The sequence below is a fragment of the Streptomyces sp. NPDC059832 genome, assembly GCF_042731715.1.
Lineage (GTDB): Bacteria > Actinomycetota > Actinomycetes > Streptomycetales > Streptomycetaceae > Streptomyces.
In genome coordinates this window covers 19,328-44,772 of record NZ_JBHWIY010000026.1, presented here as the reverse complement: position 1 = coordinate 44,772, position 25,445 = coordinate 19,328, and the positions used below count along the sequence as shown (strand labels likewise).

25 protein-coding genes and 1 pseudogene are annotated in these 25,445 nt (G+C 68.7%); 10 read left to right on the top strand and 16 right to left on the bottom strand.

Translation table 11 applies throughout. The features are described 5' to 3' along the window. Window positions 1-22: 22 nt before the first annotated feature. Window positions 23-406: pseudogene (locus ACFV8T_RS33200) on the bottom strand (Tn3 family transposase); the annotation flags it as partial. Window positions 407-515: 109 nt separating this feature from the next. On the opposite strand from ACFV8T_RS33200, the gene ACFV8T_RS33195 reads away from it, so the two are divergent. Next, window positions 516-1,478 carry an alpha/beta fold hydrolase gene (locus ACFV8T_RS33195; RefSeq protein ID WP_385334834.1) on the top strand — a complete coding sequence of 321 codons (963 nt, stop codon included), beginning with the start codon at window positions 516-518 and terminating at the stop codon, window positions 1,476-1,478. A 510-nt stretch (window positions 1,479-1,988) separates the two neighbouring features. Here the strand turns inward: ACFV8T_RS33195 and ACFV8T_RS33190 are convergent. Both ACFV8T_RS33190 and ACFV8T_RS33185 read right to left on the bottom strand, forming a co-directional pair. Continuing rightward, window positions 1,989-3,368, bottom strand: a complete 1,380-nt coding sequence (locus tag ACFV8T_RS33190; RefSeq protein WP_385334832.1) for an FtsW/RodA/SpoVE family cell cycle protein — start codon at window positions 3,366-3,368, stop codon at window positions 1,989-1,991. 258 nt (window positions 3,369-3,626) lie between these two features. Further along, on the bottom strand, window positions 3,627-3,980 hold the full coding sequence (locus ACFV8T_RS33185) for a hypothetical protein (RefSeq protein WP_385334830.1): 354 nt from the start codon (window positions 3,978-3,980) through the stop codon (window positions 3,627-3,629). Window positions 3,981-4,384: 404 nt separating this feature from the next. Between ACFV8T_RS33185 and ACFV8T_RS33180 the strand changes: the two genes are divergently transcribed. Continuing rightward, window positions 4,385-4,909 (top strand): AAA family ATPase, encoded by a 525-nt coding sequence (locus ACFV8T_RS33180; RefSeq protein WP_385334829.1) that lies wholly within the window; start codon window positions 4,385-4,387, stop codon window positions 4,907-4,909. Window positions 4,910-4,945: 36 nt separating this feature from the next. Here the strand turns inward: ACFV8T_RS33180 and ACFV8T_RS33175 are convergent, their stop codons facing one another. From ACFV8T_RS33175 to ACFV8T_RS33160, 4 genes are all read right to left on the bottom strand, one after another. Further along, window positions 4,946-6,049 (bottom strand): helix-turn-helix domain-containing protein, encoded by a 1,104-nt coding sequence (locus ACFV8T_RS33175; protein ID WP_385334827.1) that lies wholly within the window; start codon window positions 6,047-6,049, stop codon window positions 4,946-4,948. Between the two features lie 7 nt (window positions 6,050-6,056). Further along, complete coding sequence (locus ACFV8T_RS33170) at window positions 6,057-6,284, bottom strand: hypothetical protein (RefSeq protein WP_385334825.1); 228 nt, start codon at window positions 6,282-6,284, stop codon at window positions 6,057-6,059. Window positions 6,285-7,324: 1,040 nt separating this feature from the next. Then, the gene (locus ACFV8T_RS33165) at window positions 7,325-7,690 is read right to left on the bottom strand and encodes a hypothetical protein (RefSeq protein ID WP_385334823.1); all 366 of its coding nucleotides are present in this window, start codon (window positions 7,688-7,690) and stop codon (window positions 7,325-7,327) included. Window positions 7,691-8,290: 600 nt separating this feature from the next. After that, window positions 8,291-9,247 carry a helix-turn-helix transcriptional regulator gene (locus ACFV8T_RS33160; RefSeq protein ID WP_385334821.1) on the bottom strand — a complete coding sequence of 319 codons (957 nt, stop codon included), beginning with the start codon at window positions 9,245-9,247 and terminating at the stop codon, window positions 8,291-8,293. A 119-nt stretch (window positions 9,248-9,366) separates the two neighbouring features. On the opposite strand from ACFV8T_RS33160, the gene ACFV8T_RS33155 reads away from it, so the two are divergent. Next, window positions 9,367-10,401: a zinc-binding dehydrogenase gene (locus ACFV8T_RS33155; RefSeq protein ID WP_385334819.1), complete on the top strand. Its 1,035-nt coding sequence runs from the start codon at window positions 9,367-9,369 to the stop codon at window positions 10,399-10,401. Between the two features lie 83 nt (window positions 10,402-10,484). Next, the gene (locus tag ACFV8T_RS33150) at window positions 10,485-11,582 is read left to right on the top strand and encodes a winged helix DNA-binding domain-containing protein (protein WP_385334817.1); all 1,098 of its coding nucleotides are present in this window, start codon (window positions 10,485-10,487) and stop codon (window positions 11,580-11,582) included. Here ACFV8T_RS33150 and ACFV8T_RS33145 read toward each other — a convergent pair. Further along, a complete protein-coding gene (locus ACFV8T_RS33145) occupies window positions 11,575-11,889 on the bottom strand; it encodes a Tn3 family transposase (protein ID WP_385334949.1) in 315 nt (104 codons plus the stop codon). The genes ACFV8T_RS33150 and ACFV8T_RS33145 overlap by 8 nt on opposite strands. On the opposite strand from ACFV8T_RS33145, the gene ACFV8T_RS33140 reads away from it, so the two are divergent. After that, window positions 11,834-12,811, top strand: a complete 978-nt coding sequence (locus ACFV8T_RS33140) for a hypothetical protein (RefSeq protein ID WP_385334961.1) — start codon at window positions 11,834-11,836, stop codon at window positions 12,809-12,811. The genes ACFV8T_RS33145 and ACFV8T_RS33140 overlap by 56 nt on opposite strands. Here ACFV8T_RS33140 and ACFV8T_RS33135 read toward each other — a convergent pair. Beyond that, window positions 12,792-13,334, bottom strand: coding sequence for a DUF4232 domain-containing protein (locus ACFV8T_RS33135; protein WP_385334815.1), 543 nt, complete (start codon window positions 13,332-13,334; stop codon window positions 12,792-12,794). The genes ACFV8T_RS33140 and ACFV8T_RS33135 overlap by 20 nt on opposite strands. Window positions 13,335-13,732: 398 nt before the next feature. Here ACFV8T_RS33135 and ACFV8T_RS33130 point away from each other — a divergent pair, with 398 nt between their 5' ends. Then, window positions 13,733-14,116 carry a hypothetical protein gene (locus tag ACFV8T_RS33130; protein ID WP_385334813.1) on the top strand — a complete coding sequence of 128 codons (384 nt, stop codon included), beginning with the start codon at window positions 13,733-13,735 and terminating at the stop codon, window positions 14,114-14,116. 245 nt (window positions 14,117-14,361) lie between these two features. Here ACFV8T_RS33130 and ACFV8T_RS33125 read toward each other — a convergent pair whose 3' ends face one another. Beyond that, entirely contained in the window at window positions 14,362-15,042 is a 681-nt protein-coding gene (locus ACFV8T_RS33125; protein WP_385334811.1) for a TetR/AcrR family transcriptional regulator, read from the bottom strand. Between the two features lie 70 nt (window positions 15,043-15,112). On the opposite strand from ACFV8T_RS33125, the gene ACFV8T_RS33120 reads away from it, so the two are divergent. Then, on the top strand, window positions 15,113-16,222 hold the full coding sequence (locus ACFV8T_RS33120; RefSeq protein WP_385334809.1) for an FAD-dependent oxidoreductase: 1,110 nt from the start codon (window positions 15,113-15,115) through the stop codon (window positions 16,220-16,222). Window positions 16,223-16,752: 530 nt separating this feature from the next. Here ACFV8T_RS33120 and ACFV8T_RS33115 read toward each other — a convergent pair. Continuing rightward, a complete protein-coding gene (locus ACFV8T_RS33115; protein ID WP_385334807.1) occupies window positions 16,753-17,763 on the bottom strand; it encodes a GlxA family transcriptional regulator in 1,011 nt (336 codons plus the stop codon). 99 nt (window positions 17,764-17,862) lie between these two features. Here ACFV8T_RS33115 and ACFV8T_RS33110 point away from each other — a divergent pair, with 99 nt between their 5' ends. The 3 genes from ACFV8T_RS33110 to ACFV8T_RS33100 all read left to right on the top strand — a co-directional run bounded on the left by ACFV8T_RS33110 (window position 17,863) and on the right by ACFV8T_RS33100 (window position 19,762). Then, the gene (locus tag ACFV8T_RS33110) at window positions 17,863-18,687 is read left to right on the top strand and encodes a dienelactone hydrolase family protein (RefSeq protein ID WP_385334805.1); all 825 of its coding nucleotides are present in this window, start codon (window positions 17,863-17,865) and stop codon (window positions 18,685-18,687) included. Then, window positions 18,684-19,421, top strand: a complete 738-nt coding sequence (locus tag ACFV8T_RS33105) for a transposase (protein WP_385334803.1) — start codon at window positions 18,684-18,686, stop codon at window positions 19,419-19,421. Before ACFV8T_RS33110 ends, ACFV8T_RS33105 begins: the two co-directional genes overlap by 4 nt. 179 nt (window positions 19,422-19,600) lie before the next feature. Further along, complete coding sequence (locus tag ACFV8T_RS33100) at window positions 19,601-19,762, top strand: hypothetical protein (RefSeq protein ID WP_385334801.1); 162 nt, start codon at window positions 19,601-19,603, stop codon at window positions 19,760-19,762. A gap of 233 nt (window positions 19,763-19,995) precedes the next feature. Here ACFV8T_RS33100 and ACFV8T_RS33095 read toward each other — a convergent pair whose 3' ends face one another. The 5 genes from ACFV8T_RS33095 to ACFV8T_RS33075 form a co-directional block, all read right to left on the bottom strand. Continuing rightward, the gene (locus tag ACFV8T_RS33095) at window positions 19,996-20,901 is read right to left on the bottom strand and encodes a 3-hydroxyacyl-CoA dehydrogenase (RefSeq protein ID WP_385334799.1); all 906 of its coding nucleotides are present in this window, start codon (window positions 20,899-20,901) and stop codon (window positions 19,996-19,998) included. Next, the gene (locus tag ACFV8T_RS33090; protein ID WP_385334797.1) at window positions 20,898-21,887 is read right to left on the bottom strand and encodes a 3-hydroxyacyl-CoA dehydrogenase NAD-binding domain-containing protein; all 990 of its coding nucleotides are present in this window, start codon (window positions 21,885-21,887) and stop codon (window positions 20,898-20,900) included. The genes ACFV8T_RS33095 and ACFV8T_RS33090 overlap by 4 nt, the downstream gene beginning before the upstream one ends. 67 nt (window positions 21,888-21,954) lie before the next feature. Further along, on the bottom strand, window positions 21,955-22,737 hold the full coding sequence (locus ACFV8T_RS33085) for a crotonase/enoyl-CoA hydratase family protein (protein WP_385334795.1): 783 nt from the start codon (window positions 22,735-22,737) through the stop codon (window positions 21,955-21,957). Continuing rightward, window positions 22,734-23,966, bottom strand: a complete 1,233-nt coding sequence (locus tag ACFV8T_RS33080) for a CaiB/BaiF CoA transferase family protein (protein ID WP_385334793.1) — start codon at window positions 23,964-23,966, stop codon at window positions 22,734-22,736. Before ACFV8T_RS33080 ends, ACFV8T_RS33085 begins: the two co-directional genes overlap by 4 nt. A gap of 5 nt (window positions 23,967-23,971) precedes the next feature. Continuing rightward, window positions 23,972-25,198, bottom strand: coding sequence for an acyl-CoA dehydrogenase family protein (locus ACFV8T_RS33075; protein WP_385334791.1), 1,227 nt, complete (start codon window positions 25,196-25,198; stop codon window positions 23,972-23,974). Window positions 25,199-25,445 lie beyond the last annotated feature (247 nt).

Here is a 25,445-nt window from a genome sequence, read left to right as displayed (position 1 = left end):
GGTGACGGTCACCGCACCGGGGTCACACCTCTTCGGCCGCGTCCGGGTCGTGCAGCGGGCGCAGGCCGCCCGGCAGTTCGGGGAGCTGGAACGAGTACCGGCCGAGCATGTTGACGTGGTGCCGTACGAACGGGGAGAGGCGGGCCACGTCCTCGTCGCGGACGTCGAAGCCGTCCGCGCGCAGCTGGTTCACCGTGGCGTCCATGTACCGCGTGTTGAACAGCACGAGCGCGTTGAGGACCAGGCCCAGGGCGCCGATCTGGTCCTCCATACCGTCCTGGTAGCGCTGGTAGAGCTGCCCGGCCTTGCCGTGGATGATCTGCCGGGCGAGCGCGTGGCGGCCCTCCTGGAGGTTGGCCTGCACCTTGATCTGCCGCCGGTAGCCGGGCTCGTCGGCCAGGCGCAGGTCACTCCGATGCACACGCCTTTCACCTGGTTGGGGGGCGCCGCCGGGCCCGGCCGCGCCACTGCGTGAACGCTGAGGTGCTGTTGGCATCGAGGAAGGCGAGAACAGCATGACCTCATTGGCGATCTCCGGCATATCGCGCGCGCACGTCATCGTGGCCGGATGTGCCCTGGTCCTGTGCACGACGACGGCAGTCCCGGCTGCCGCGGACAGCGATAGTTCCGGCGCGAAACCCACGGTGGTTCTGGTGCACGGTGCGTTCGCCGATAGTTCCAGCTGGGACGGGGTGATTTCGCGCCTTGAGCGCAGCGGCTACCCGGTGATCGCGCCCTCCAACCCGCTGCGCGGTCTGTACAACGACTCCACGTACATCGCCTCGGTACTGAACAGCGTCAAGGGCCCCGTCGTGCTGGTGGGCCACTCCTACGGCGGCGCCGTAATCAGCTCGGCCGCGGCCGGAAACCCCAGGGTGAAGTCGCTCGTGTACGTATCGGCTCTGATGCCCGACGTGGGCGAGAGCGGCATGTCGCTGGCCGCACGGTTCCCCAGTGAACTGAGCACCGCCACCAAAGCCGTCCCGTTCCGGGAGAGCGGTCGCAGTGGGACCGACCTGTACCTCAAGCGCGACAAGGTCCACCAGGTCTTCGCCGCAGACCTGCCGGAGAGCAAGGCGAATCTGCTGGGGGTCACCCAGCGGCCCGCCGCCACGACCGCCTTCTCGGAGACGGCCAAGGTCGCGGCCTGGAAGCAGATACCGTCCTGGGCGCTGGTAGGCCGACAGGACAAGACCATCAACCCGGATCAGGAACGCTTCCAGGCAAGGCGGGCCGGCTCGCACACAGTGGAGATCGACTCTTCACATGTGTCCCTGATCGCCCACCCCGAGGCGGTCGCCGACCTCATCCTCCAGGCAGTTGCAGCTCCCGACTCCGCCCGGCCGTCACTGGCAGCCAGCGGATCCGCGAATGACGCACGTGCCAGTACCGCCCTCGCTCGTTTCGCCGGGGCGTCCCTGATCGTCGGTGCGGGATCTGTTCTTCTCGGCCACCGGCTGCGACGCGCCCGCCGCTGACGGCGAACAGGCTCGACCCGCAGTCCGTTTGTGCATTGTTCAGCAGCGCCTCGGTTCCACGGGAGCGTGCAGGAGTCCGGTCGGCGAGACCGTACACGCAGGCGCTGGCCCGAAGGCCGTACGAGTGATCCGTACCGCTCCGCGAGCGTGACGGTTCTCGGCCTGCTGTACGCGGCATCCGCGACGATGCGCATGGCATCGACGTCACTGCGACCGCTCGTATGCGTCGGTGCTGCCCCAGCTCGCCGACGCCGTCGAGGACGGGACCGAGACCGGCAGTTCGGCCGGTCTGCCCGATGCCCCGTTCCGGGCCGCAGCCGACGCCATCGACAACCTCGCCACCGTCCTCCCCCAGGTTCCCGCCGGCTCGCCCGCCACCGGCCCGCGGGGCGTCCTGTCGCTGTCGGCAACGTGCCGCAGAAGGAGGGGGAGCGCGACGTCCTGGGTGGGCAACTGCCGAATCCGTTCCGCCGGAACCGGCAGTACGTACGTAAACGTCGTGGGTGCACGCTACGGCGCGGGGCGGCGTGCGGTGTCGCTGATGCGGATCAGGATACCGATGAGGACCCAGTTGGCGATGACGGAGGAACCGCCGTACGCCAGGAACGGCATCGTCATACCGGTCAGCGGGATCAGGCCCATCACACCGCCGGCAACGACGAAGACCTGCAGGGCAAATGCGCCTGACAGGCCGATGGCGAGGAGTTTGCCGAATGGGTCACGGGCGGCGAGGGCAGTACGGACGCCGCGCTCCACGATCAGGCCGTAGATCAGCAGGATTGCCATGATGCCCGCCAGGCCCAGTTCCTCGCCGAAGGTGGCGAGGACGAAGTCAGAGTTGGCGGCGAACCGGATGAGTTCGGAGTGGCCCTGGCCGAGGCCAGTGCCGAGGGTGCCGCCGGAGCCGAACGCCCACAGCGCCTGCATCGACTGCTCGGAGTGACCGGCCACGCCCTGGCGGCTGAGCATGTATTCGTGCATGGGGTCGAGCCAGGCCTGGACACGCTGCTGGACATGCAACTCGAAGGAGGCGACTCCGACGGCGCCGGCCGCGGACATCAGCAGACCGAAAACGATCCAGCTGGTCCGTTCGGTGGCGACGTACAGCATGATGACGAACATTCCGAAGAACAGCAGTGACGTGCCGAGGTCGGTCTCGAAGACCAGGATCAGGATCGAGAGGAACCAGATGACCAGGATCGGGCCGAGGTCGCGACCGCGCGGCAGATACAGGCCCATGAAGCGGCGGCTGGCCAGGGCCAGCGCGTCGCGCTTGACCATCAGGTAGCCGGCGAAGAAGACCGCGAGCAGGATCTTCGCGAACTCACCCGGCTGGATGCTGAAGCTGCCGATGTGGATCCAGATCTTAGCGCCGTAAATGTCGGCGCCCAGGCCCGGGACCAGCGGCAGCAGCAGAAGGAACAGTGCGCCCACCATGGAGATGTAGGTGTAGCGCTGCAGGACGCGGTGGTCCTTGAGGAAGATCAGGACGACGATGAAGAGGGCGATGCCCATCGTCGTGTACATCAGCTGCCGTGGCGCGGCCGTTCCCGCCTGCTTGATCGACTGCAGCAGCTTGGACTGGTCCAGCCGCCAGATGACGACCAGGCCGAGTCCGTTCAGCAGCGTGGCCAGCGGCAGCAGCAGCGGGTCCGCGTACGGCGCGGCCTTCCGTACAACGAGATGGGCGACGCCGGCCAGCAGGCCCAGGCCCAGGCCGTAGCTCAGCAGGCCCGTCGGCACCTGGCTGTTGATGGCCAGGCCCGCGTTGGCGTAGGCGAACGCTGTGATGACGACGGCGAACACCAGCAGCGCCAACTCGGTGTTGCGCCGGCTCGGTGTGCCGATCGTGTGCGTGTGGTGCGTCGACATGTTTGTGGCACGGCTCATCGTGTGACGGGGCCTCTCACGGCTTGGATGCTGCTGACCGCACAGCAAGGAGGCAACCTTCTGCTCTCCTCCAAAAGGCCGGGCCGGAGCCGGGGCTGAGAGTGGGTGCGGTAGTGGTCTGGAACGGCGGCTTCGAAGCCGCCATGGTCGGCGGCGCTGTTGCCTTGGCTATCGCCTTAGACGTGAAGGAACCGTGTGCGGTTCCTGTGGTACTGCCGTCCTTGCTCCAGGACTTGTCGTCAAAGTGTCACGCCCACATCAGGAGTGACGCTTCGCGCGTGCTTTCGCGGCAGTCACCAGCCCGGCGACAGACTCCGTCTGCTTCACGAACTTGAGGTCGTCGAGGTAGTCGGTTCCGATGTCCTCGACCACGGCGTCGAGGACGTGTTCCAGATCGCAGGAGATACCGACGACAAGGTGTCCGTCGTAGGCGCGGGAGGCCTCAACCCGGTTCGAGACCGGCGGTCGTACGCCCAGCCGGTCCTCGATCGCTTCGAGATCAGCCTCCTCCGGGTCGAATGACGCGGCGGCGTGCTCATCGAGGTGCTGGCGTTCGGGTACGGGCGCGGCGGCCGCCGCCTCCAGCAAGGGCCAGGCGTCGAACTCCACCACCCGCCGCTCCCGCGGCTGCCACCCCCGGGCCGACGCCGCGTCGAGCAGGGACCCGGGCGGCGCCCGGTTCGTGCAGGTTCAGCGAGGCGCCGGTGCCGGCCCGCTGCGGATACAGCGTGAGGGTCTGGTGGCAATCCGCGGACCGGCCGCTGCGCTGAAGGCGACCATCACAGGCCCGACGGTACAAAGGGCTCGGCCTGTTCCGGGCTCACGGGCGGTGCGGGATCGACGGACCGGGCAGGGGCCCCGCTGCCAACCTGGTTCGTTCTCGCGGAAGCTGATGTCTCGGGCTGTGCGTTGCCCGGTGCGGGCGGGGACGGGGCGGGGCGTGGTGGCAGGGCGGGGAAGGCCCGGGTGGTGCCGTCGGCGCCCCATCGGGTGACCTGTCACGTAGGGTTGGATGCGTGATCATCTGGCTGAACGGCACCTTCGGCGCGGGCAAGACCACGACCGCGAAGGAACTGACCTCTCGCATTCCGGACTCCAGGCTCTTCGATGCCGAGAAGGTCGGGGAGATGCTCTGGCACGTGCTCGGGGTCCCCGAACGTGACTTTCAGGATTTTCCGCCGTGGCGAGGGCTCGTGGTGGAATCCGCACGGCAGGTTCTCGACTACGTGGGCGGCACTCTGGTGGTCACCCAGACAGTGCTGGTCGAGCAGTACTGGCAGGAGATCCATGGCGGCTTGACTGAAGCCGGCGTTCCCGTGCACCACTTCCTGCTGGACACGGACCAGGACACGCTGGTCGAACGTATCGAGACCGACACCAAGCCTGAGAGCATCAGTGCTCGCCAGTGGCGCCTCGATCACTTGGGCGAGTATCAGCGCGCCCTGCCCTGGCTCCGTCGGGAAGCCCAGGTGATCGACACCACTGATGCCGTTCCCTCCCGCGTCGCGGAGATCGTCATGAAGAGGGCTCAGATCGGCTGACCGGTCCGGCGAACTACCGAGCTGAGGTACGCGGCGTCAGTAGTTCGGCCAGTGGGTGTAGTCCTGTCGCGGCTTCCTACGGAGCCAGCGCTCGACCGTGCGTCCTATCCGTCCGCGGGGAACCGGTGGCACAGTGGTCTTCACCCGGTGGTGGTGCTCCGGGACGGCCGGAAGCGAGTCCCTGATGGTCGCGGGGTGGCTGGGAGGGATCTCTCGGGGCAGCAACGTGATGCGCCCGGTCGTGCGGCTGCCGGGCGGCACGTGCGACCGGGGTGTGAGGGCGTAGCGGCGTGGTGTCCTGATGGGCAGGCCGGAGCGGGTGACGCCGGCCGGAGGGCTTGCGGGCTGGGGGCCCTGCAGTACGCCGGGTCCGGTGAGCAGGACGGTCTCCAGGAGAACCTGGCCCCGGAGGAAGTCGAGACCCGCAGTGCCGGCGTCGGGTGGGGTGTGGTGTCCGTGGGGTTCTTCGGCCGACGGGGCGTCCACCACTTTGATCGTGACGGCTACGGACGGCTTTCGGGCAGTACTGTCCGCCAGGCGGTCCCATACCTGTTGCCAGCGCCGTACGTTGTTCGGGGAGACGTTCAGGGCTTCCATGAACGCCGTGAGGTGAGCGCGTGAGGGAACCGCCTCGCCTCTGAGGATGACGCTGAGACTGCTCTTGGGCAGCCGGTGCCGTTGGCCGCCGGAGGTTCGCCCTGCCGCTGTCTGCAGGTCGCTCAGGGACGGCTGGCCTTCTCTGGCCCGCATCTCCACCATGACGTCGTGCAGCTTGGCGAAGCTGTCGATGAGGTCGGGGTGGGTCATCACGGATCGGAGCGATACGGCCAGGTCCCGGAACTCCGGAGAGATTCCCGCGCGGCGTCGACGTTCTTCTTCGGCCCTGCGCGCGGCCTTCCACAGACGCATCGCTTCCCTGGTGTCCGCGTCGCAAGCGATCACGTATGCCAGCACCAGGCGGCGGGATGGAACCTTGCCGTTGGCGCCGCGCGACAGCGCCGACGCGGTGAACTGGTGACCGGTCAGTTTGGCCATTGCCGCGTAGGTGACTCCTCGGCGCTCGCGCTGGGCACGTAACCACAGCGCGAGCGCTTCGGACTGCCGGGTATCGGCGGCAACGGCGTTCTCACGCCGTCCCATCGGACCGTCAGACAGCCTCGAACGGCGGCACTTCCACCGCGCGCATGGCCTTGACGGACCGGCAGGCGACGTAAAGAGCACCGGCGATGAATTCAAGGGTGCCGAACACCGGCATCCTGAGAGCCGCGAGGCCCGCTGCCACGACCACGACTACGACCACGACGACCAGTTCCGTTGTCGTCAGAGCTCCCTGTGAAGGGCCGCCGGGAGTTGGCGAGGAGGAGAACGAACGCATGCCTGATACCTACCTGACGTCGTATCACGCCCCTTGTGGGCGCGATGAATCGGCTGCACCGTGAACTGTCGGCGGCGACTTCCAGGTCTGCCCGCCAACCGCTTGATCCTCCCACCGGCGACCCGACCACCACAATGCGTGGCCCCCGAGATGGGGGTGTTGATGCCTGTGCGTCCAGGCGTTCACCACCAAGGGATGGCGAATGAGTGCCGAATGGAACCCTGACTATTCGAAAACCGCAGATCAGAGGAGTGAAACCGCTATTTTCATTCATTTTCGTCCAGGTGCCATTGCCGAAGCGGGGCACCGGATGCCATGGTCCCTATAACGCCGCCTCCGGCACTTACTGCCGAGGTTCCCTGGCGTCGTGGCTGCACCATGAAACAGGGACCGGGCTCACCGCGTTCCAGCGCGGCGCCCACGAGGGGGCGCATCCCCACCGGATGCGCCCCTCTCCAGAACATCCGGCCACCCCGACTCGGGCCAGGCGCAGAGTGTTGGCCAGATCGGCTGCCCCTCACCACCCCGCAGACATTCGTCCCCGGTACACGTACGAGCCCTGAACCATTCGGCAGGCTCAGGACGGTCGACGTCGGGGCCATGTGCCTTCCACACCTGGCCGAACCCGCCCGCGCCGCTGGGCTCGATCAGACGGTAGCGCCCATCCAGCACGGTCCCTGCATGCACCACTCCGCCTCCGGCCGTACCGCGACGCGAGGCGCCTACCAGGCGTGTACCCGTCACGATGCGCGGCAGGAACCACCTACGACAGGCGAACTTGACCGAGCATCACGTGATGACCAAGCCGTGGTGCGCAGCGGAGCCGGGTGCGGGAGTGGAGAAGTCGCGCCGGAGCTGGAATCCCGGGAAACCGTCGAGCGCCGGCCGGGGGCCGGTCGACGGCCCGCATGCGCTATTCATGCGCTATTATTGATCTTGACAGTTCGCCGGAACTTGCGGTGACTGGCGCTGCGTTGGTGGTCCAAGGAAAGACGCCCCGCTTCCCGTGGGGAAATGCAGGTGCAAGGCCTGCCCAGCGCTCACTCACGAAGCCCTTCCCTCCACCGGGGAAGGGCTTCGTCACGTTCCCCTGATGCAACACCTTCAAAGAGCGTCACCTGGGCCCTGCCGCCTACTTCGCATCCGAAGCCGCCGCCCGCACCGAGCGTGACGAACTCGCCCGCAAGGCCGGCATCCCCGAGCAGGAGCAGCGCGGCAAGGAAGGAATCGCCGCCTCGGTCGTCCGCGAGGAGGCCGCGAAGGCGGAGGCTGCTGAACACCGGGCACGCACCGCTGAATACGAGGCGCAGGCGGTTGAAGCCGCAGCCCTGGCCCGTAGGAACACCGGAACGGTCCCTCTGTCTCCAGGCCGGGAAGATCACCGGGCACAGCGTGGCGAGCAGCACGCCGCCAACGGTCAGCAGCGCGCAGCGCAGGCCGACCGAATCCCCAGGAAGCCTGGAGCCGGCACGAAGCGCGGCAGGCCCATGACGAGAAACGCGACCGTGAACACCGGCCACCGCCGAAAGCTGCTGCCCACCGCGCCATGGACCAGCGCGCCCGTGTGAGCGCGCAGGCCCCGAACGCTGCATTCAGCAAACCGAGATCGATGGAACCACCAAGCTCCTCACGGGCATGCACGGGGAGGAGCACGGCACTCCGTCCCTGGTCGAGACCCCTGGTCATCAGCGTCATCAGGCACAGGCACCCGCCGTCGCCCGATCCGGTCGATGACCGGACCACCGACGAGCGCAGCGAGCACCACGGGCAACAGCGTGCAGAACGCGACGATCCCGGCCTCGGCGGCGCTGCCCGTGCTCTGCAGCACGAACCACGGCACGTCCCTACCCGTAAGGCAATTCCCAAGGGCCGAAAAGAGGTTGGCGGCAAGAACCGTTGTCAGAGGACGGCGATGAAGGCAGATCTGCTGACCACCTGGAGCTCGCCGTGGTTCATTGAGGATCTTGATCGCTTGGCCTGCGACGACGGACCTCCGGCTCCGGACATCACGAGCCGGTGGCACGGGTGAAGCGGGCAGCCCACTCCCGGACGAAGTCGACGAACACGGGAGGGCCGAGCACCTCGAACTCCGCACCCACATTGCCCAGTGCCTGAGTCGGCCAGTCCAGGGTCTGCGAGGTCATCCGTACCCGGCACCGCTGCTCGTCGACCTCCTCGACCGTCGCCCACGGGCCAACGCGCGCGCGAACAGCCGCTGCGGGGGCGTGCACAAGCGCTTCGACGGTGTGCTGAACGGGGACGCCGCCGCTCCCCGCACGGACGAAGGCCGAGGCGTCGTCGGCAGGTAGCTCGCGCGGGCGAAACCGCTCTCCGGTCCCGCGCGGACCGTCGAGACGGTCGAGGCGGAAGCTGCGCCAGTCCTGCCGGGTCAGGTCGTAGGCGACCAGGTACCAGCGGTACCCGAGCGAGACCAGCCCGTGGGGCTCGACATGGCGGGCGCTGCGCTCGCCACCGCGGGCGGTGTAGGAGAAGCGAAGTCGTTCCTCGTCCCGGCACGCCTGCGCGATGGCGGTCAGCACACCGGCCTCGACGGTCTTCCCACCGCCCTCGGCCGAGGGCACGGTCACCACCCGCAGCGCGTCGACCCGGCGGCGCAGTCGCGCCGGCATGACCTGCACGACCTTGGTGAACGCGCGGATCGAGGACTCCTCGATTCCGGTGACCGCGCCCTGGGCGGCCGCACGCAACCCAATGGCGAGCGCGACCGCCTCCTCGTCGTCGAGCACCAACGGCGGCAGGGCGGCGCCTGCCGTGAGCTGGTAGCCGCCATCGACGCCGCGACTGGCCTCGACCGGGTAGCCCAGCTCGCGCAGCCGGTCGACGTCGCGCCGCAGGGTACGCGCAGAAACCCCGAGTCGGTCGGCCAACTCGCCGCCCGGCCAGTGCCGGTGGGTCTGGAGCAGGGACAGCAGCCGCAGAGTCCGTGAGCTCGTGTTCGCCATGCCCTCCAGGATGGCGGCAATTGAGGTCGGAAAGTGACCGCTACGGCTCATAGCGTGGGTCTCACGAGAACGGCACGGGCCCAGGCCGGGTGCGCCGACTGATCGAAACGAGGAGAACCATGACCGGCAGCACGATGTCGACGACCCCCGACACGATGTGGGAGGTGCGACTGGCCAAACACCTGAAGGGAGACCTCGGGACCGACACCTTCGACCTCGTACAGGTGCCGACGCCCGAGCCGGCCACGGGAGAGGTACTGGTCCGCACGGACTACCTGGGTCTGTCGGTGGCGTACCTGGAGATGCTGCGGACTGACTCCCGTCTGCCGATCCCGCCGTGGAAGGTCGGCCAGCGCATCGGCGGCGGCGCGGTGGGCACGGTCGTGCGGTCCATCAGTGCGGACCTGGCCGTCGGCGACCAGGTCCGCACCATGGCCGGCTGGTGCGAGTACTCGGCCGGGCCTGCCGACCAGTACCTCAAGCTGGCCCCCGACCTGTTCCCAAGCCCGGTGCACCACCTCAGCCAGGGGCCCACCGCCTACTACGGGATGTCCGAGATCGCCAAGGCCGGTGCCGGCGATGTCGTCTTCGTCTCCGGCGCGGCGGGCGGCGTCGGGTCGCTGGCCGGACAGATCGCCAAGTGCCGGGGCGCCGCGAAGGTGATCGGTAGCGCGGGTAGCCAGGCGAAGATCGACTACCTGGTTGACGAGCTCGGCTTCGACGCGGCGTTCGACTACCACGACGGCCCCGTCCTCGATCATCTGCGGGACCTGGCGCCCGAGGGCATTACCGTGTTCTTCGACAACGTCGGCGGAGAGCAGTTCGACGCGGCGGTCGAGGCGGCGGCGCCGGGGGCCCGCTTCGCGCTGTGCGGCGCGCTGGCCACTCAGATCGGCGACCACGAGGACCGGTTCCCCGAGCCGGATCTCGTTGCGACGGCCGCCAAGGGGATCGAGGTTCTGCCGTTCTCCACCTATCACACCCCGGAGCAGATCGCGGTGTGGACCGAGCGCTTCAGTACGTGGTTGAGCGAGGACCGCTTCGTGTTCCCCCACACGATCGTGGAAGGCGGCCTCTCGGCAGCTCCCCAGGCGCTCGTCTCCCTGCTGAAGGGCAGCTACAAGGGCAACGTCTCCGTCAGGGTCGCCGGCTGAGGATCGAAGCACGCCGCCCGTCACACACGGACGGGCGACGCGCTCCCGGTGACGTCCCACCATCCAAGGAGAACCGGCACCACATGACCGACGCCTCCGTGCTGTCCACCCGCACCCTGAACCGGACACTGCTCCAGCGACAGTTCCTCGCCGCCCGAACCTCCCGCCCGGTACTTGACGTCGTCGAACACCTGGTCGCTCTGCAGGGGCAGGAGCCCAACTGGCCTTACGTGGGGCTGTGGACCCGGCTGGCCGACTTCCGACATGACGGCCTGATGGCACTGCTCCGCGACGGGCGCGTGGTGCGCTCCACAGCCCTACGCAGCACCCAGCACCTGACCAGCAGCAACGACTTCCGCTGGCTGCGGCCCGTCGTCCAGCCCGTCCTGGACCGCACCGCCCGAGCGCAGTACTTCGCCGCGCAGACCGCCGGGTTGAACATCGCCGAGCTCACCGACGCCGGTCGGGAGCTGATGGCCGACCGAACCCTTCCTCGGCGGAAGCTCGCCCTGTCGCTCGCCGAGCGCTTCCCAGGCCGCGACGGCCGCGTGCTCGCGGGGGCGGTGGAGCTGCGGGTACCGATGGTGCACACCCCGGCCACCGGCGCCTGGGGCGCGTGGGGCAACCGCCCCAACATCGCCATCACCCTCGCGGAGCACTGGATCGGCCGACCGATGGCAGCGCCACGAGTCGAGACGATGATCCGCCGCTACCTGGCGGCGTTCGGCCCGGCTGGCGTCATGGACATCCAGACATGGTCGGGGCTGACCCGGCTGCGTGAGACTCTCGACGGGCTGCGGTCACAACTGCGCGTCTTCCACGACGAGCGGGGCACTGAGCTCTTCGACCTGCCCGACGCGCCGCTCGCCGACCCGGACCTGCCCGTCCCCGTGCGATTTCTGCCCGCCTTCGACAACCTCCTCCTCGGGCACGCGGACCGCGCGCGAGTGATCAGCGAGGCAGACCGCAAGCTGGTGATGCCGGGTCAGGCCATGGTGCGGCCCGCCTTCCTCGTTGACGGCTTCGTCCACGGCACATGGTCGGTGAAGGGCTCCGTACTTCTCATCTCCCCCTTCCGGCCGCTGTCGCGAGCGGGCGCACAGGCAGTACTGGACGAGGCCGAGCGACTTCTCGCCTTCGTCGCACCCGATGCGACCAAGCGGGAGGTCACGTTTACCTGAGAACGAGGGGACGTTTCCCCCTCATGCGGCGTCCGCCTCGTCCTCGCCGAGCACGCTGAAGTCCATGTCCAGGTGGGCGTCGTAGTCGTCCGGGGTGATGCCGAACTGTGGGTGGAGTACTCGCGGCCGTCACCCGGCTGCAAAGCGGCGCATCCGAAAGGCAGCGCAGCAGTTGGACGGTGCGGATCACCCGCCCGATCTCGCGGAAGGCGGTGTAGGTGGCGTTGCGGCGCGAGCCGGAGCGAATCCGCTTGAGCAGCAGCGTGGAGGAGATCGTGCCTTCCCTGATCGAGACGATCACCCGCATCAGGTCCCGGCAGTGGGTCTCGATCACGCCCCGGTCGATGACGTCGCGGCCCGGCTCCCCGAACAGCGCGTCGTGGCTTCACGGCGTGCGCTGCCTCGACACCATGGTGCTGCCCCAGCTCGCCGACGCCGTCGAGGACGAGACCGAGACCGGCACCAGCCCGGCCGGACTGCCCGACGCCCCGTACCGGGCCGCGGCCGACGCCGTCAACAACCTTGCCGCCGCCCTCCCCCGGCTCCCGGCTCCCGTCGGCTCGCCCTCAGCAGGCTCGCAGGGCACCTCCGACACGGTATTCCTCCGGGCGGTGCCCGCGTGGGAGACCGACGCCCTGTGGCAAGTCCATGTCGCCCTGCGGTGTGCGCGGGACGGGGAGCCGGACGCCGCCGCGCTCGGTGACCTCCTCCGGGAAGTGGGCGAGGACTGCCCCCCTCCCCAGACCGCCGACGACATCGTCGACCGGCTCAACCGCGTACTCGCCGTGCTACTGCTCGACACCTCCGCCGTCCGCACGTTCGCCACCGCCCTCGCCCTCAACACACCGCAGGACACCCACATCCAGACGCCTACGAACAGATCCACGCCGCCTGGACCACAGCCGGAATCCACTCACCACCACTGCCCCGCCCGGCCGCCATCAATGGTCGATCCACGCGGTCAGCCGTCGGCCCGGTCCCCCACGCCTCCGACGTCCGTCCCGCCGGGGCGGCCCCGAGAACGCAAGCGGTCAGGACTTGCTGAGGAGATCCGGTGCCGGAAACACAACCTCCGGGCCCCGGCGAGAAGGCCGGGCGTGCCGCGTGTCAGACGTGGCCACCGCACAACCCGGAAGCCTCGACTCATTCCGGGAGTCCTGTGGTGGCCACCAGCGACACTGAAGGGAAGCTCAGAGGCTGTCCAGTCGGTTACAGCCCGACCGGGTTGAGGTAGGTGGCCGGGCGGGTGGCGCCGTCCTGCTTGAGGATCTGGCCGCCAAACGGCCACTTCAGGGTGAAGTGCTCCGTCTCGTTCGGCGGGGTGACCAGGAACTTCGCCGGAACGAACTTCTCCTTCTGCGGCGTGGACTTGGCCACCGGGAGCAGGTTGATGCTGAAGTCCACCGTGTCCCCCTGCTCCAGGATCATCTTTTCGGGCTTCTTGGAGGAGCGCACCAGCGACCAGGTGCCGTCGGTCTTCTGAGCGCCGATCATGTCGACACCGGCGAAGCCGGACAGGGTGCAGGTGCGCTTGCTCCGGTTGGTGAACCAGATGTACGCCTGGGTCTGCTTCTTGGTCTGCTCCATCTCCGGCTTCGCGTCGTCCCCCATGGCGAAGCCGGCCTTCAGGTCGGCGGTGTGGCAGCGGGTCGGCTTGGCGTTGGCGGGGGCTGCCGAGGCCGGGATGGCGGTAGCGGCAGTGCCGGCGACGACGACGGCCGCAAGGGCCACGGCGGTCAGCTTGCTCTTCATGAAGTTTCGGTTTCCCCTCGCATACGAATCGGCGCGCGAAGTCAGTGCGCGCCTACGCACCTGAAGATGTGCAACGCCCGGGGGAGGTTCGGTGTGCCGGAGAACCTTTTCTCCGACGGCCGGGCTCCCAACTGTGGCCGCGTACGAGAACTCATGCGGTGCGGGCCGTTGCAGCGCCGTAGGGGAAGACACCGCAACGGCCCGCGACCTCGCTCAGCGTCCGGTCCAGCACAGCAGGACCGGTGGCGGCGTGGTCGATAGCTCGCTGGGCTCATGACCCGGAGGTCGCAGGTTCAATTCCTGTCCCCGCTACTCAAACGTAGGCCCGGTGGGTGCCGGGCCTACACTGCGTCTGCCCCCGCGAGCCAGGGCGGTCGCCGGCTCACGCCCCCGTCCCCGTGCTGCCGTTCCTGCTGACGACGCCCCAGGGCGGCGCGGCACGCCTGCTCCTGTCGTACGGAGCAACGCTGCCTCTGCCCTCCCCGGACGCCCAACTGCTCGCGGTGATCATGGCCATCCGGTCCGCCCGGGGCGGCACAGGCAACATCACGGGCCAGGACCTGCGGTCACTGAAGCTGACCGACCCGGTCCAGACCGTCGCCGCGCTGCGCAGCCTGGGCCGGCAGATCCCCGACCAACTTCTTGACGGAGCCCCGGAGATCCCGGTCGCGGTCACGGTGTCCGCCTTGGCCGCCGAGACGGGCCACCCGCTGTCCTTCGGCCGACCGGCGCGCACCCGGGTATCGAGCTGGACCACACGCACGCTGACCCGACCGCGGTGAGCCGGCCGCTCAGTTCACCGTCGTGTTCCGTGCGGAACACGGCCACGGTCCCTCCTACAGTCAGCTGTGCACCGGCCTGGGATGGGAACTGCGCCGGAGCCCGCGGCGCGTTCACCGTCGTCGCCCTCATGACGGTCCTGCCGCACGTCCTGGAAAGCCGGCCCCCGATGGGCCGCCGACCGGGCCGTCATGCTCATCTGCGCCGTCACGATAGCCGCCCGGAGGGCGCAGCGAGGTACCGCGCGTCACCTTGAGATACGTGCTTCGATGCCGTCGAGCAGGAAGTCGAGGCCGATCCGGAAGGTGTGGTCGGCGTCCAGGTGGGCGGCATCGCGCACCACCGTGGCCAGCGCGGGGAATCGGCCAGTCGCGAAGGTCCGCTCCAGATAGGGCCCGAGTGAGGCCTGCCAACGCTTCTCGTCCATCCCGGTGCCCCGCTCGGCACGCCGCTCGGCGATCTCCCGACGCACCGCGCCGATCACGTACGCGTTGACTGCGGCGACCACCGGCATGATGGCGTCCACATCGATGTCGCCCAGTGCGGCCACCACGGTCTCCCCACTGGCCAGCGCGTGCGGCCCGAGCTGGGGTCGGCCACCCAGTAGATCGGCGAGCCATTCGTGCTCGTGAGCGGCGTGCCGAGTGGCTTCGGCAAGAGACCGGAGCACCTCCCGCCAGCCGTCTTTGACCGGCCGGATCTCGGCGTGGGCGGCGTCGACCATCAGGTCGAGCAACTCCTCCTTGCTGGCGATGTAGCCGTACAGCCGCATCGGACGGACGTCCAGCGCGGTGGCTACCTTGCGCAGCGACACCGCATCCAGGCCGTCCGCGTCGGCCAGCCGGATCGCCGCTCGCACGATCCGTTCCCGGCTCAACGGGGCCGGCACGGGTCGATTCGGTGGCTCCGGCCTCTCCCACACCAACATGCCGCTAACAATACATCGCATCGGGCGATACAGTGTATCGACCGTTACGGCGTATCGAGGAGAGGCAACCATGACCATCGCCATTGTCGGAGCCGGCTTGGGTGGCTTGGCCCTTGCCCGGGTACTGCACGTGAACGGCATCGACGCCGTCGTGTATGAACGCGAATCGTCACGCGGTGCGCGCGGTCAGGGCGGCATGCTCGACATCCACTCCGGCCAGCGGGCGCTGCGCGAGGCCGGTCTGATCGACCAGTTCTGCGCGATTGCCCGTGGTGAAGGCCAGGACATGCGTCTTCTGGAGCCGGATGGCACCCTGCTGCTCCAGGAGGACACGCCCGACGACGCCCCGCTTGAGCGACCCGAGGTCGACCGCGCCGATCTGCGCAACCTGCTGCTGGACTCCCTCCCTGAAGACGTGGTGCGTTGGGGGCACGCGTTCACATCCGCCGACAACGGCCTGCTGCACTTCGCCGACGGCAGCAGTGCGACGTATGACCTGCTGGTCGGCGCGGACGGCGCGCAGTCCCGGGTCCGCGCGCTGCTCACCGACGCCCGCCCGGCGCATATCGGCCAGAACATCGTCGAGGTCGGCATTCCCGACATCGACCGAACGCACCCCGACCTCGCGGCGATGGTCGGGCGCGGCAACTACTGGGTGCTCGGCAACGGACTGTCCCTGGCGGCGCAGCGCAACGGCGACGGCCGCGTTCGCATCGGCCTCAGCTTCTACAACACCGCCGAGGACTGGTTCGCTACCAGCGGGATACCGTTCGACGACCCGGCCGCCGCCCGAGCGCGGCTGATCGACCTGCTCCCCGGCTGGGACTCACGGTTCACCGCGCTGATCGCGGCCTGCGACGACACGGTCGTGCCGCGGTCGATCACCACTCTCCCGGTCGGCCTGACCTGGCCGTCGACGTCAGGCGTCACGCTGCTCGGCGATGCCGCGCACCTGATGCCGCCGGTGGGAGAGGGCGCCAACATGGCGCTGCTCGACGGCGCCGTGCTCGGTCTCGCGCTGGCCGCGCACCCGGACGACTTTCCCGCCGCCGTCAAAGAATACGAACGCGAGATGTTCGAACGCACCAGCGCTGCCGCCCGGATGTCCGCGGACATGCAGGAATTGCTGACGTCGCCGGACGCCGCCCAGAAAATGCTCGCATTCTTCCAACCCGGCTGAAGGTAACCACTTACGACCAGGAAACCGGTCGTCCAGCCAGCGCGATCACGACCTCCAGCTCGGGAACGGCACTTGTCGTCGGCCCCGAGCGAGGCGCCATGCGTCCCGTCACGGACTACGAGGACTTCTCCCACCTTGAGAAAGCCGACCAGGTCGTAGCCGCAGTGCCGGGTGCCGGGTGGCGGGTGGCGGGTGGCGGGCCCACTGGAAAAACGAGGGACCGGGGGAAGCCCCGCTCTAACAGGTGCTCGCGTGGCTGATCACCTCGCAGGGCCGGGCAACGGCCATCATGATGGACGCTCACGGGCATGTTGACGACGCCGACAGCGCCGACGCCTCTTCCCGCCGGGCGAGGAACCGGGTCGGGCTTGAGCCGCTGCAGGGCACGTTCGGAGCTGACGCGTGGGCAGGCTTGGCCTGATACCGGGGACCGGCGAGACTGCCGCTGTCGAACCGGGGCCCTCCGGGACGACGCCTCCTTGCCCACACTGCGATGCGCCGCTGCTGCTGGTGGCCGTTGTCGGCGGATCTCACGTCTCTGTTCGTCGGGTTGACCCGTGGCGGTCACAGCGACGATGGAATCTCGCGCGGTATTCCCTCGGCCGCTGGCCCGTGTGTCTGGCGAAGATGCCGCTGAACGCCCCGGGGTCGCGGTACCCGACATCGGCGGCGATGCTTGCGACGGTCCTGTCGGTCGTCTCCAGCAGGTATCTGGCTCGATGCACCCGGACCGTCTGCAGATACGCGAGTGGCGTCTCGCCGGCTTCGTCACCGAAGCGACGGAGCATGGTTCTCGTGCTTACGTGGAACTCCTTGGCGAGGGTGGGCAGGTCATAGCGAGCGCTGAGGTGTTGGTCGAGCCACCGCTTGACGCTGAGCGAGAATTCTCTGCCCACCGTGGGTATGAGCCCCGAGTCGACGTAGGGAGCCTGCGTGGAGCGTGCGTCATCAATAAGTGCGATGCGCGCGGTGCTGCGGGCGACGCGGGGGCCGTCGTGCTCGCGAATGAACTGCAGCGCGAAGTCGTACATGGCGCTGAAGGCCGCCGTGGTCGTCACCCCCCGGTCGGTCACGACCAAGCTCTCCGGGCGGAGGCACACGTCGGCGTACCGGCGGGCGAACCGATCCGCGAACAACCAGGACGTGGTCGCTTCACGCCCGCCGAGCAGCCCCGCCTCAGCAACCAGAAAGGCGCCCACGCAGATCGATACGACAGCGGTCCCCGAGGCCGCTTGCGATCGAATCGACGCTACTTCCGGTCCCAGGTTTGCGAGTGTCGCGTCGAGATCGAGTGTGGGCGAAAGCTCGAAGCCCGGCACGATCAGGACGTCTACGGGGCGAACCGCAGAGACGTCGATGACCGAGCCGCCGGACGCGGTCACGCGCCGCCGGGGCGAGATGACCGACGCCTCGTAGGCCCGCTGAACCGCCCCTTGTGCCGCGGCAACATGTGTGGCCATCGCCAGGAGGTCGGGGACTCCGAACACCTCCGACGCGAAGCAGCCTGGGTAGGCCAGCACACCAACTCGCAGCGGACTCATGCGGCCCCTCCAGCGCCTTTGAACAGGTGGCGATATTAACGGGATACATGGCGATGTCGCCGCTTCTCAGGAAGGCGGCCACTCGCCATCATCTCGGTCATGACAATCATGCGAGGGCAGAGCGACCCTTTGGACGACTTCTCTCGGAGAGCCGTCGGCGTCGATGACGTCGACAAGACCGTGTATGTCGCCGGGTCGGGACCGGCAGTCATCCTCATGCCCGAGATGCCGGGTATCAGCCCCGACGTCGCGCGGTTCGCGCGTTGGGTGCGCGATGCCGGCTTCTCCGTGTACCTGCCTTCTCTTTTCGGCGTCGACGGTGCCTATCCGCTCGCCGAGACACACGAGACCATTGTTCGACGCGCGTGTGTCAGCGCCGAGTTCCGAGCGTTTGCCGGTGGCGGCACCAGCCCCGTCGTCACGTGGCTGCGCGGCCTCGCTCGCCTGGCGCACGCCGAGCGTGGTGGGCCTGGCGTCGGCGCCGTCGGCCTGTGTTTTACCGGCAACTTCGCCTTGACCATGGCGCTCGAACCCGCTGTCATCGCACCAGTGGTCAACCATCCGTCGCTTCCGCTCGACGACCCCGGCGGTCTGGAGATCAGCGACGAAGATGCTGCTGCCGTGGCTGAACGCGTAGCGCGAGACGGATTGAAGGTTCTTGGCTACCGCTTCGACAATGACAGGTGGTGCACCGGCAAGCGGTTCGCGGCTTACCGAGCACTGCTCGGGGACGCATTCGACGGCCGCGTCCTCAACGCCGAGACGGCGAACACCGACCCTCCGCCCTTCTTCCGTGACGTCGTCGGTTGCGCCCACAGCGTCGTCACGGCACACCTCGTCGACCAGGACGGTCACCCCACCGTGCAGGCCCGGAACGAGATCATCGCCTTTCTGGCCGAGCGACTCGGGACGCGGCCGGAATGAGCCCTTGGCGCTCCGGCACCTGTCGTCGAGAAGTCGCAGATCCATGCCCTGGACCGCTCTCAGCCCGTACTGCTGATAATGCCCGGAGTTCCGCGGCGGACCCCCACGGCTACGTACGCCCCGGCACCACCACTCCGTCCGCCGCTCCGGGGGCCGCCACCGGCAAGGCGACCGGTTCCCTGCACCGACGCCACCGCACCGAGGAGTACAAGAAGTTCCTCATCAAGCTCGACCAGGAAGTCCCGGCCGGCCTCTGGGTCCACCTGGTGCTGGACAACTACGCCACCCGCAAGGCCCCGGCCATCAAGACCCGGCTGCTGACACACCCACGGTTCCACCTGCACTTCACACCCACCGGATCGTCCTGGCTCAACCTGGTGGAGCGATGGTTCGCCGAACTGACGAACAAGCAGGTACGGCCAGGCGTCCACAGAGAATTCCTGGCTCAGAAGACCAGCCATGTGTGCTGGTCCCCACGGCGACAGGTGAAATCACCGTCAGCACGGGGACAACCCGCGATGCCGAACCCGGCGGACAGGGGCACCCGCCCACGTAGCCCTGCCCGAGGGCAGGGTGAGCACGTATGCAGCAGCTCACCGGGCGGCGAACTGCTGCTGCTCATACGGTCGGGCGTGGGTACCCTGACAGGACGGTGCTCCTGGGTCGGCCCTGCGGTCACTTCGCACGTTCCGCAGGGCCGACCCATCTGTCGGGGTCAGAACATCCAGAAGTGACCGCCGGCCGGCCTGGCAGCGGCTGCGCCCGCGACCCGGCGGCGGCTCGGGCTGTTCTCGTTCGAGGGCGTCGATCAGCCGCTCGGCCTCGTCGCGATCTCCGGGTTCGCGCGCCATGTCGGTGGCGAGTGCGGCAACGGGGCATCCGTCCGCCGCCACGCCGCGTCTGCACCGAGGGCGTGGGTGGCTTCGCCGAGTGGCTCGCGACCGAGGACCAGGACGGCGTCAACGGGCTGTGCACCATGCTCGGCGCACTCGTCCTGGCCCGAGCCACCAAGGGCTCCTCGCTTTCCGCGGAGATCCTCACCGCCGTGCGCGCAGCATTGACGGCAACCAGCTGATCAGGGACACGGTGCTCGGGCAGCACGCCACAGGGATTCACCGGCCCGCCAGAAGCAGTTGCGCAAACGGCCGACACGTGGCGCTCCCGACGATCGACATCGGGGCAGCAAGCGGCTGCGACGCACAGGTGCTGGTTTCGGGCGGCCGGTGAGGGGTCCGGCGAAATCCGAGGACGGCGAAGGAGACACCTCGGCTCAGCCGCCCGGCCCTCGCCCCGCAGGTAAAGATCAAGTCAGACCCTCGTCCCGGTCGGCAACACGGCACGGGCGATGCCGGTGAGGTTGCCCTGCAGGACGAGGATCTCCCTCCGGTTCGATCCGTCGAGATCGGCTGCGTACACGTTCCCGGCCAGGTCGGTCACGTACATGCGGTTGTCGTCCGGATCGAGGGCGAGGCCGATGCCTTCCATCAGGTGGGTCAACAGGATCTCCGGCGTCCGCCGCCCGTCCGGCGGGTCCATCGGCGAGCGGTTCACGCTGTTGCCCCGCGGCGGGTCCCCGCGATCCGTCCAGTACAGCGTGCGCTCCGCGAGGTCGAGTTCGAGGTCGATCGGCTCCGGCAGCCCCTCGAACAGCACCTCGATGTCGCCGCGTTCGGCCGCTCCCTCCCCGGCGGGCAGGTCGACTCCGGCCCGTAGGATCTTCCCGAGTCCCGCGTCACTCGGGCCCTTCTGTGTCCAGTAGAGGTGTCCGCCCACAGGGTCGACGGCGACTCCCACGCACCATCTGGTCTCGTCGCGACGGTCGTCCTCCCCCTGGCCCGTCTGCACGAGGGTTTCGACGTTCGAGCCGTCGAGGTCGCAGCGCATCACGCGCATGCCTTCACGATCACCCCAGTACACCTTCCGGCCGGCGGCCTCCAGGTGGAGTTGCTTGGGCGTGTGCGTGACGCCTCTGGGGACGATCGTCGTCCGGTTGCCTCCGTCCAGATCCACGCGTTCGATCGAGCCGTCGTTCTCCGGTGGAAGGCCCATGTTCGTCCAGTAGATGTGCCCCGCCACGACATCGACGGCTACCCCGTCGGGGATCCTGCACTCGGTGACGACAACCTTCTTGTCGGAACCGTCGGGGTTCACGGAGAACAGCCGACCGCCACTGCTGGCCTCGAGCACGAACAGTTTCTCCCGGCCCCCCGTCACAGTCCCTCCTTCGCCGGGTGACCGGCTGCGGTGCTCGGCGGGCCGGACGGGTCGTACTGGGCGCGCACGGCCAGCAGGGCCGAGAGCATCGCGTCGCGCCGAGCGGCCAGTTCATCGACCGAGCGGCCGTCCGCCTCCTCCAGGACGCCGCCCACGATCTTCTCCTTGAGCTCGGGTGTGAACTCGGGCGTGCCCAGTTCCTGCCAGGACGCCACCATCCGGGGCATGAGGGTCTCCATGAAGTGCTCGATGCCGCCCTCCCCTCCGCCGAGATGCCACAGCAGATGGGGGCCCATGACGCCCCATCTCAGCCCCGGTCCCCAGGACACCGCGTCGTCGGAGTCCGCCACGTCGAGCACCCCCTCCTGGACCAGGTGGACGACCTCGCGGTACAGCGCGGCCTGGATGCGGTTGGCGACGTGCCCGGGAAGCTCCTTCTTGAGGTGGATCGGCTTCTTGCCGATCGCGGCGTAGAACGACATGGCGTCCCGGATCGTCTCCGGAGCGGTCCTCGTCCCGCCGACGACCTCCACAAGCGGGATGATGTGCGGGGGGTTGAAGGGATGACCGATGACGGTCCGCTCCGGACGCCGGCACTCGGCCTGGATGACGCTCATCGTGATGCCCGACGAACTCGACGCGATGATCGCGCCCGGCGGCGCTGCGTCGTCGATGTCGGCGAACAGCGGGACCTTGAGCTCCGGGCGCTCCGGCGCGTTCTCCTGTACGAAATCGGCGTCCGCGACGGCCTGACGCAGGTCCGTGGTGAAGCTCAGGCGATCGGGCGAGGCACCGGGCGCGAGCCCGATCGAGGTCGCCGCGTCCCATGCCGCCGCCACGTACGCACGCAGGGCCGCCTCCGCGGTGGGGGCGGGGTCGGTCGCCGTCACGTCGAAGCCTCGGACGAGATAGTGCGTAGCCCAGCTCGCACCGATGGTGCCAGTGCCGACGATTGCCACGCGGTGGACGGGTCTGTGCGCATTCATGGTTGGTCACTGCTCCTGGGAGTCGGACGCGGGCTGTGGGGGAGGCAGGCGGCTGACCTGGCCGGCTTCAGCGGCCGTGCCAGACAGGGGCGCGCTTCTCGGCGAATGCCTGTGCGCCCTCCCGCGCGTCCTCGCTGGAGAACACCCCGCTCGTGAGCTCGTCCTGGCGTGTGAAGGCGTCGCTCTCGTTCAAGCCCTGCGTTTCGCGCAGAACCTCCTTGACGGCCGCCAGCGCCAACGGCGCGTTCCGTGCGACGCGCTCCGCCAGCTCATGGGCCGCGTCCAGCGCGGCGCCGGGTGGGGTCAGCTCATTGACGAGGCCGTACTCCTTGCCTTCGGCCGCGGTCAGCGGCTTGCCCGTGAGCAGTACGCGCGCGGCTACGTGGTACGGAAGGCGGCGCGGCAGCCTGACCAGTCCGCCCGCCGCCGCCACGAGGCCGCGCGTGACCTCGGGAAGCCCGAACCGGGCGTCTTCCGCGGCGACGATCAGGTCGCAGGCGAGCACCATCTCGAAGCCGCCGCCGAGCGCCCAGCCCTCGACCGCGGCGATCAACGGCTTGCGCACCGCCGTGCCAGTAAGCCCGCCGAAACCCCGGCCGGGGAGCACCGGCAGCTCACCTTTGGCGAATGCCTTCAGGTCCATGCCCGCGCTGAACACCCCGCCCGCGCCCGTGAGTACGCCGACCGACAGCTCCGGGTCCGCGTCGAGCAGATCCAGAGCCGACGCGAGCCGTACCGCGACCTCGTGGTCCACGGCGTTCTTCTGCGCCGGGCGGTTGAGGGTGATGGTCAGCACGCCGCCACGGCGCTCGTGGAGCACCGTGCCGGACGCTTCGGACGCCGTGCTCATGGCGACGCCTCGCCTTCCGTCGTGCCGGGGATCGTTCCCTGGGCGCGCAGCTCGGCGATCTCGGCGGGGCCGAATCCCAGCTCGGCGAGGATCTCGTCGTTGTGCTCACCCAGATCGGGCGCTCGCTTCGCCTGCACCTTCGGCACCCCTCGGAGGTTGACCGGACTGCTGATGGTTTCCTCCAGTCCGCTGACTCCTACCAGCGGCACCACGATGTCGTTCGCGCGCAGCTGCGGGTCCCGCGCGGCCTGTTCCGGCGTCTGAATGAGGCTGTAGGTGACGCGTTCCCGGCCCAGGGCGTCCTTCCAGTGGGTGAAGGGCCGCGTGCGGAACTCGGCGTCGAGCAGCTCGCTCAGCGCGGCGGAGTTCTTGACGAAGCCCTCGATGTCCGCGAAACGGGGATCCTCGAGCAGCTCGGGGTGTCCGATGGCCCGCGTCAGCCCCGGCCAGTGCGGAGGTGAGGCGACCAGCATGAACCACTCGCCGTCCGCGGTCCGGTAGGGATTGATCAGCGGGTTCGCCGGCGCCTTCCGGTCGTGCAGCTCGAACGGCGTGCCGCCGGCGAGCGCGCCGGCCACGAGCGTTCCCGTGGCCCAGACGCCCGCGGCAAGCAGCGACGTCCCGACACTGGCTCCTTGTCCCGTGCGCTCACGGCGGTACAGGGCGGTCACGATCGCCGCGTAGATCGCGACCGCCGACATGTAGTCGCCGCTGCCCCAGACCGGCACCGTCGGCGGGGCTCCCGCGTCCCGGGTGGAGGCCAGCAGTCCGCTGCGCGACCAGGCGGCGGTCAGGTCGAAGCCCGGCTGCCCGGCGTCGGGGCCGGTGTCCCCGAAGCCGGTGATGTCGGCGTAGACGACCTGCGGATTCCAGCCCGCGACCTCTTCGTAGCCAAGGTGCAGCTTTTCCCGTGTGCCGTGCGGGAAGTTAGTGATCACCACGTCGGCCCACTCGACGAGGCGCTTGAGGACCGTGGTGGCCGCCGGTGACTTCAGGTCGATCACCATGCCGCGCTTGTTGCGGTTGGCGAGGTGCCAGCTGTAGTTGGCCTGCGCCCGGGGACTGGGCGGTACGGAGCCCAGCCGCCGCTGGGGGTCGCCCGTCCCCGGCGGCTCGATCTTGATGACGTCCGCTCCGAAGTCGGAGAGCACGGTGGCCGCGGCCGGTCCCGCGATGAAGCTCGACGCGTCAAGGACCTTCAGGCCGGTGAAGACGGATTCGGTGGTCATCTGCTTCACCTCACGAAGGCGCTCAGGCCGCCGGTCACGGCACGTCCGACGATGAGGGTCTGGATCTCCCGCGTGCCCTCGTACGAGTAGATGGCCTCGGCGTCGGCGACGAAGCGGCCGATCTTGTAGTCGAGGAGGATGCCGTTGCCGGCCAGCAGTTCCCGCGCCCAGCCCACGTTCTCGCGCATCCGCACGGTGCAGTAGGCCTTCGCCAGGGCGGACTGCTCGTCCCGGTACACCCCGGCATCCTGCAACTGGGCCAGGCGCGCCATCATCCCGCACGAGGCCGTGGCATTGCCGAGCATCTTCACCAGCAGGTCCTGCACGAGCTGGAAGCCCCCGATCGGGCGCCCGAACTGCTCGCGCTCCTTCGCGTACTGCAGGGCGATCTCGTAGGCGCCGAACATCACTCCCACCGCCTGCCACGCCACGCCACTGCGCGTCTGGCGCAGGATCTTGGCGGTGTCCTTGAACGAGTTCGCGTTCTGCAGCCGGTTGGCCTCCGGAACGCGGCAGCCGTCGAGCACGATGTCGGCGTTCTGCACGATCCGCAGCGCCATCTTGTTCTCGATCTTCGTCGCGGTGAACCCGGGGGTGTCCTTCTCCACGACGAAGCCCAGCACGTGCTGCGTCTCGACATCGCGGGCCCAGATGACGACCAGGTCGGCGAACGTCGCGTTTCCGATCCACCGCTTCGCGCCGTCAAGGATCCATACGTCGCCGTCGCGGCGCGCGGTCGTCCGCAGGCCGCCGGCCACGTCGGATCCGCCGTGCGGCTCGGTCAGCCCGAAGGCGCCGATCTTCTCGAAGCGGCTCATCGCCGGCAGCCACCGCCGCTTCTGTTCGTCGGAACCGCAAGTGAGGATGGTGCCCATGGCCAGACCCGTGTGCACGCCGGCGAACGTCGCCACGGACGCGTCGACATGCGCCAGCTCCAGCGCGATGAAGCCCGCGAGGAGGTTGCTGGGCCTGGATTCCGGGGAGTCCGGGTCGGCCCAGTCCATCAAGCCGAGTTTCCCGAAGCCCTCGACCAACTGGAAGGGGAACTCGGCTCGGGCCCAGCAGTCGTCGACGATCGGGGCGACCTGCGTGCGGAGAAACGCGCGAAGGGACTCGACCTTCTCCCGCTCGCCGTCCGACAGCAGTTCCTCGTAGGCGTAGAAATCGGCGGGCAGCAGCCCTTCGTCCAGATAGGGACCGGACGGTGTCGGCAAAGCCGTTGTGCCGCTCATGGCAATCTCCCTCAAGCGCTGTGGGGCGTGGCCCGGGGATCCGCGCCCGTCAGCGCTCTCCGTGCCCGGTGTTTCGGTTCTCGGGCGCGATTAAACGCGGATCCGGAGCCGGTCCCCCGGATCCGCGCCGCCCAGGGGTGCCGTGTCGCCGCGGACCACCCCACTGGCACGTAGCCGCCTCTGCGGGAGAGTGAGGCAGGACCATGAGAAGTGACGGAACATCATGTGCGCGCCGAGCAACGGCAGC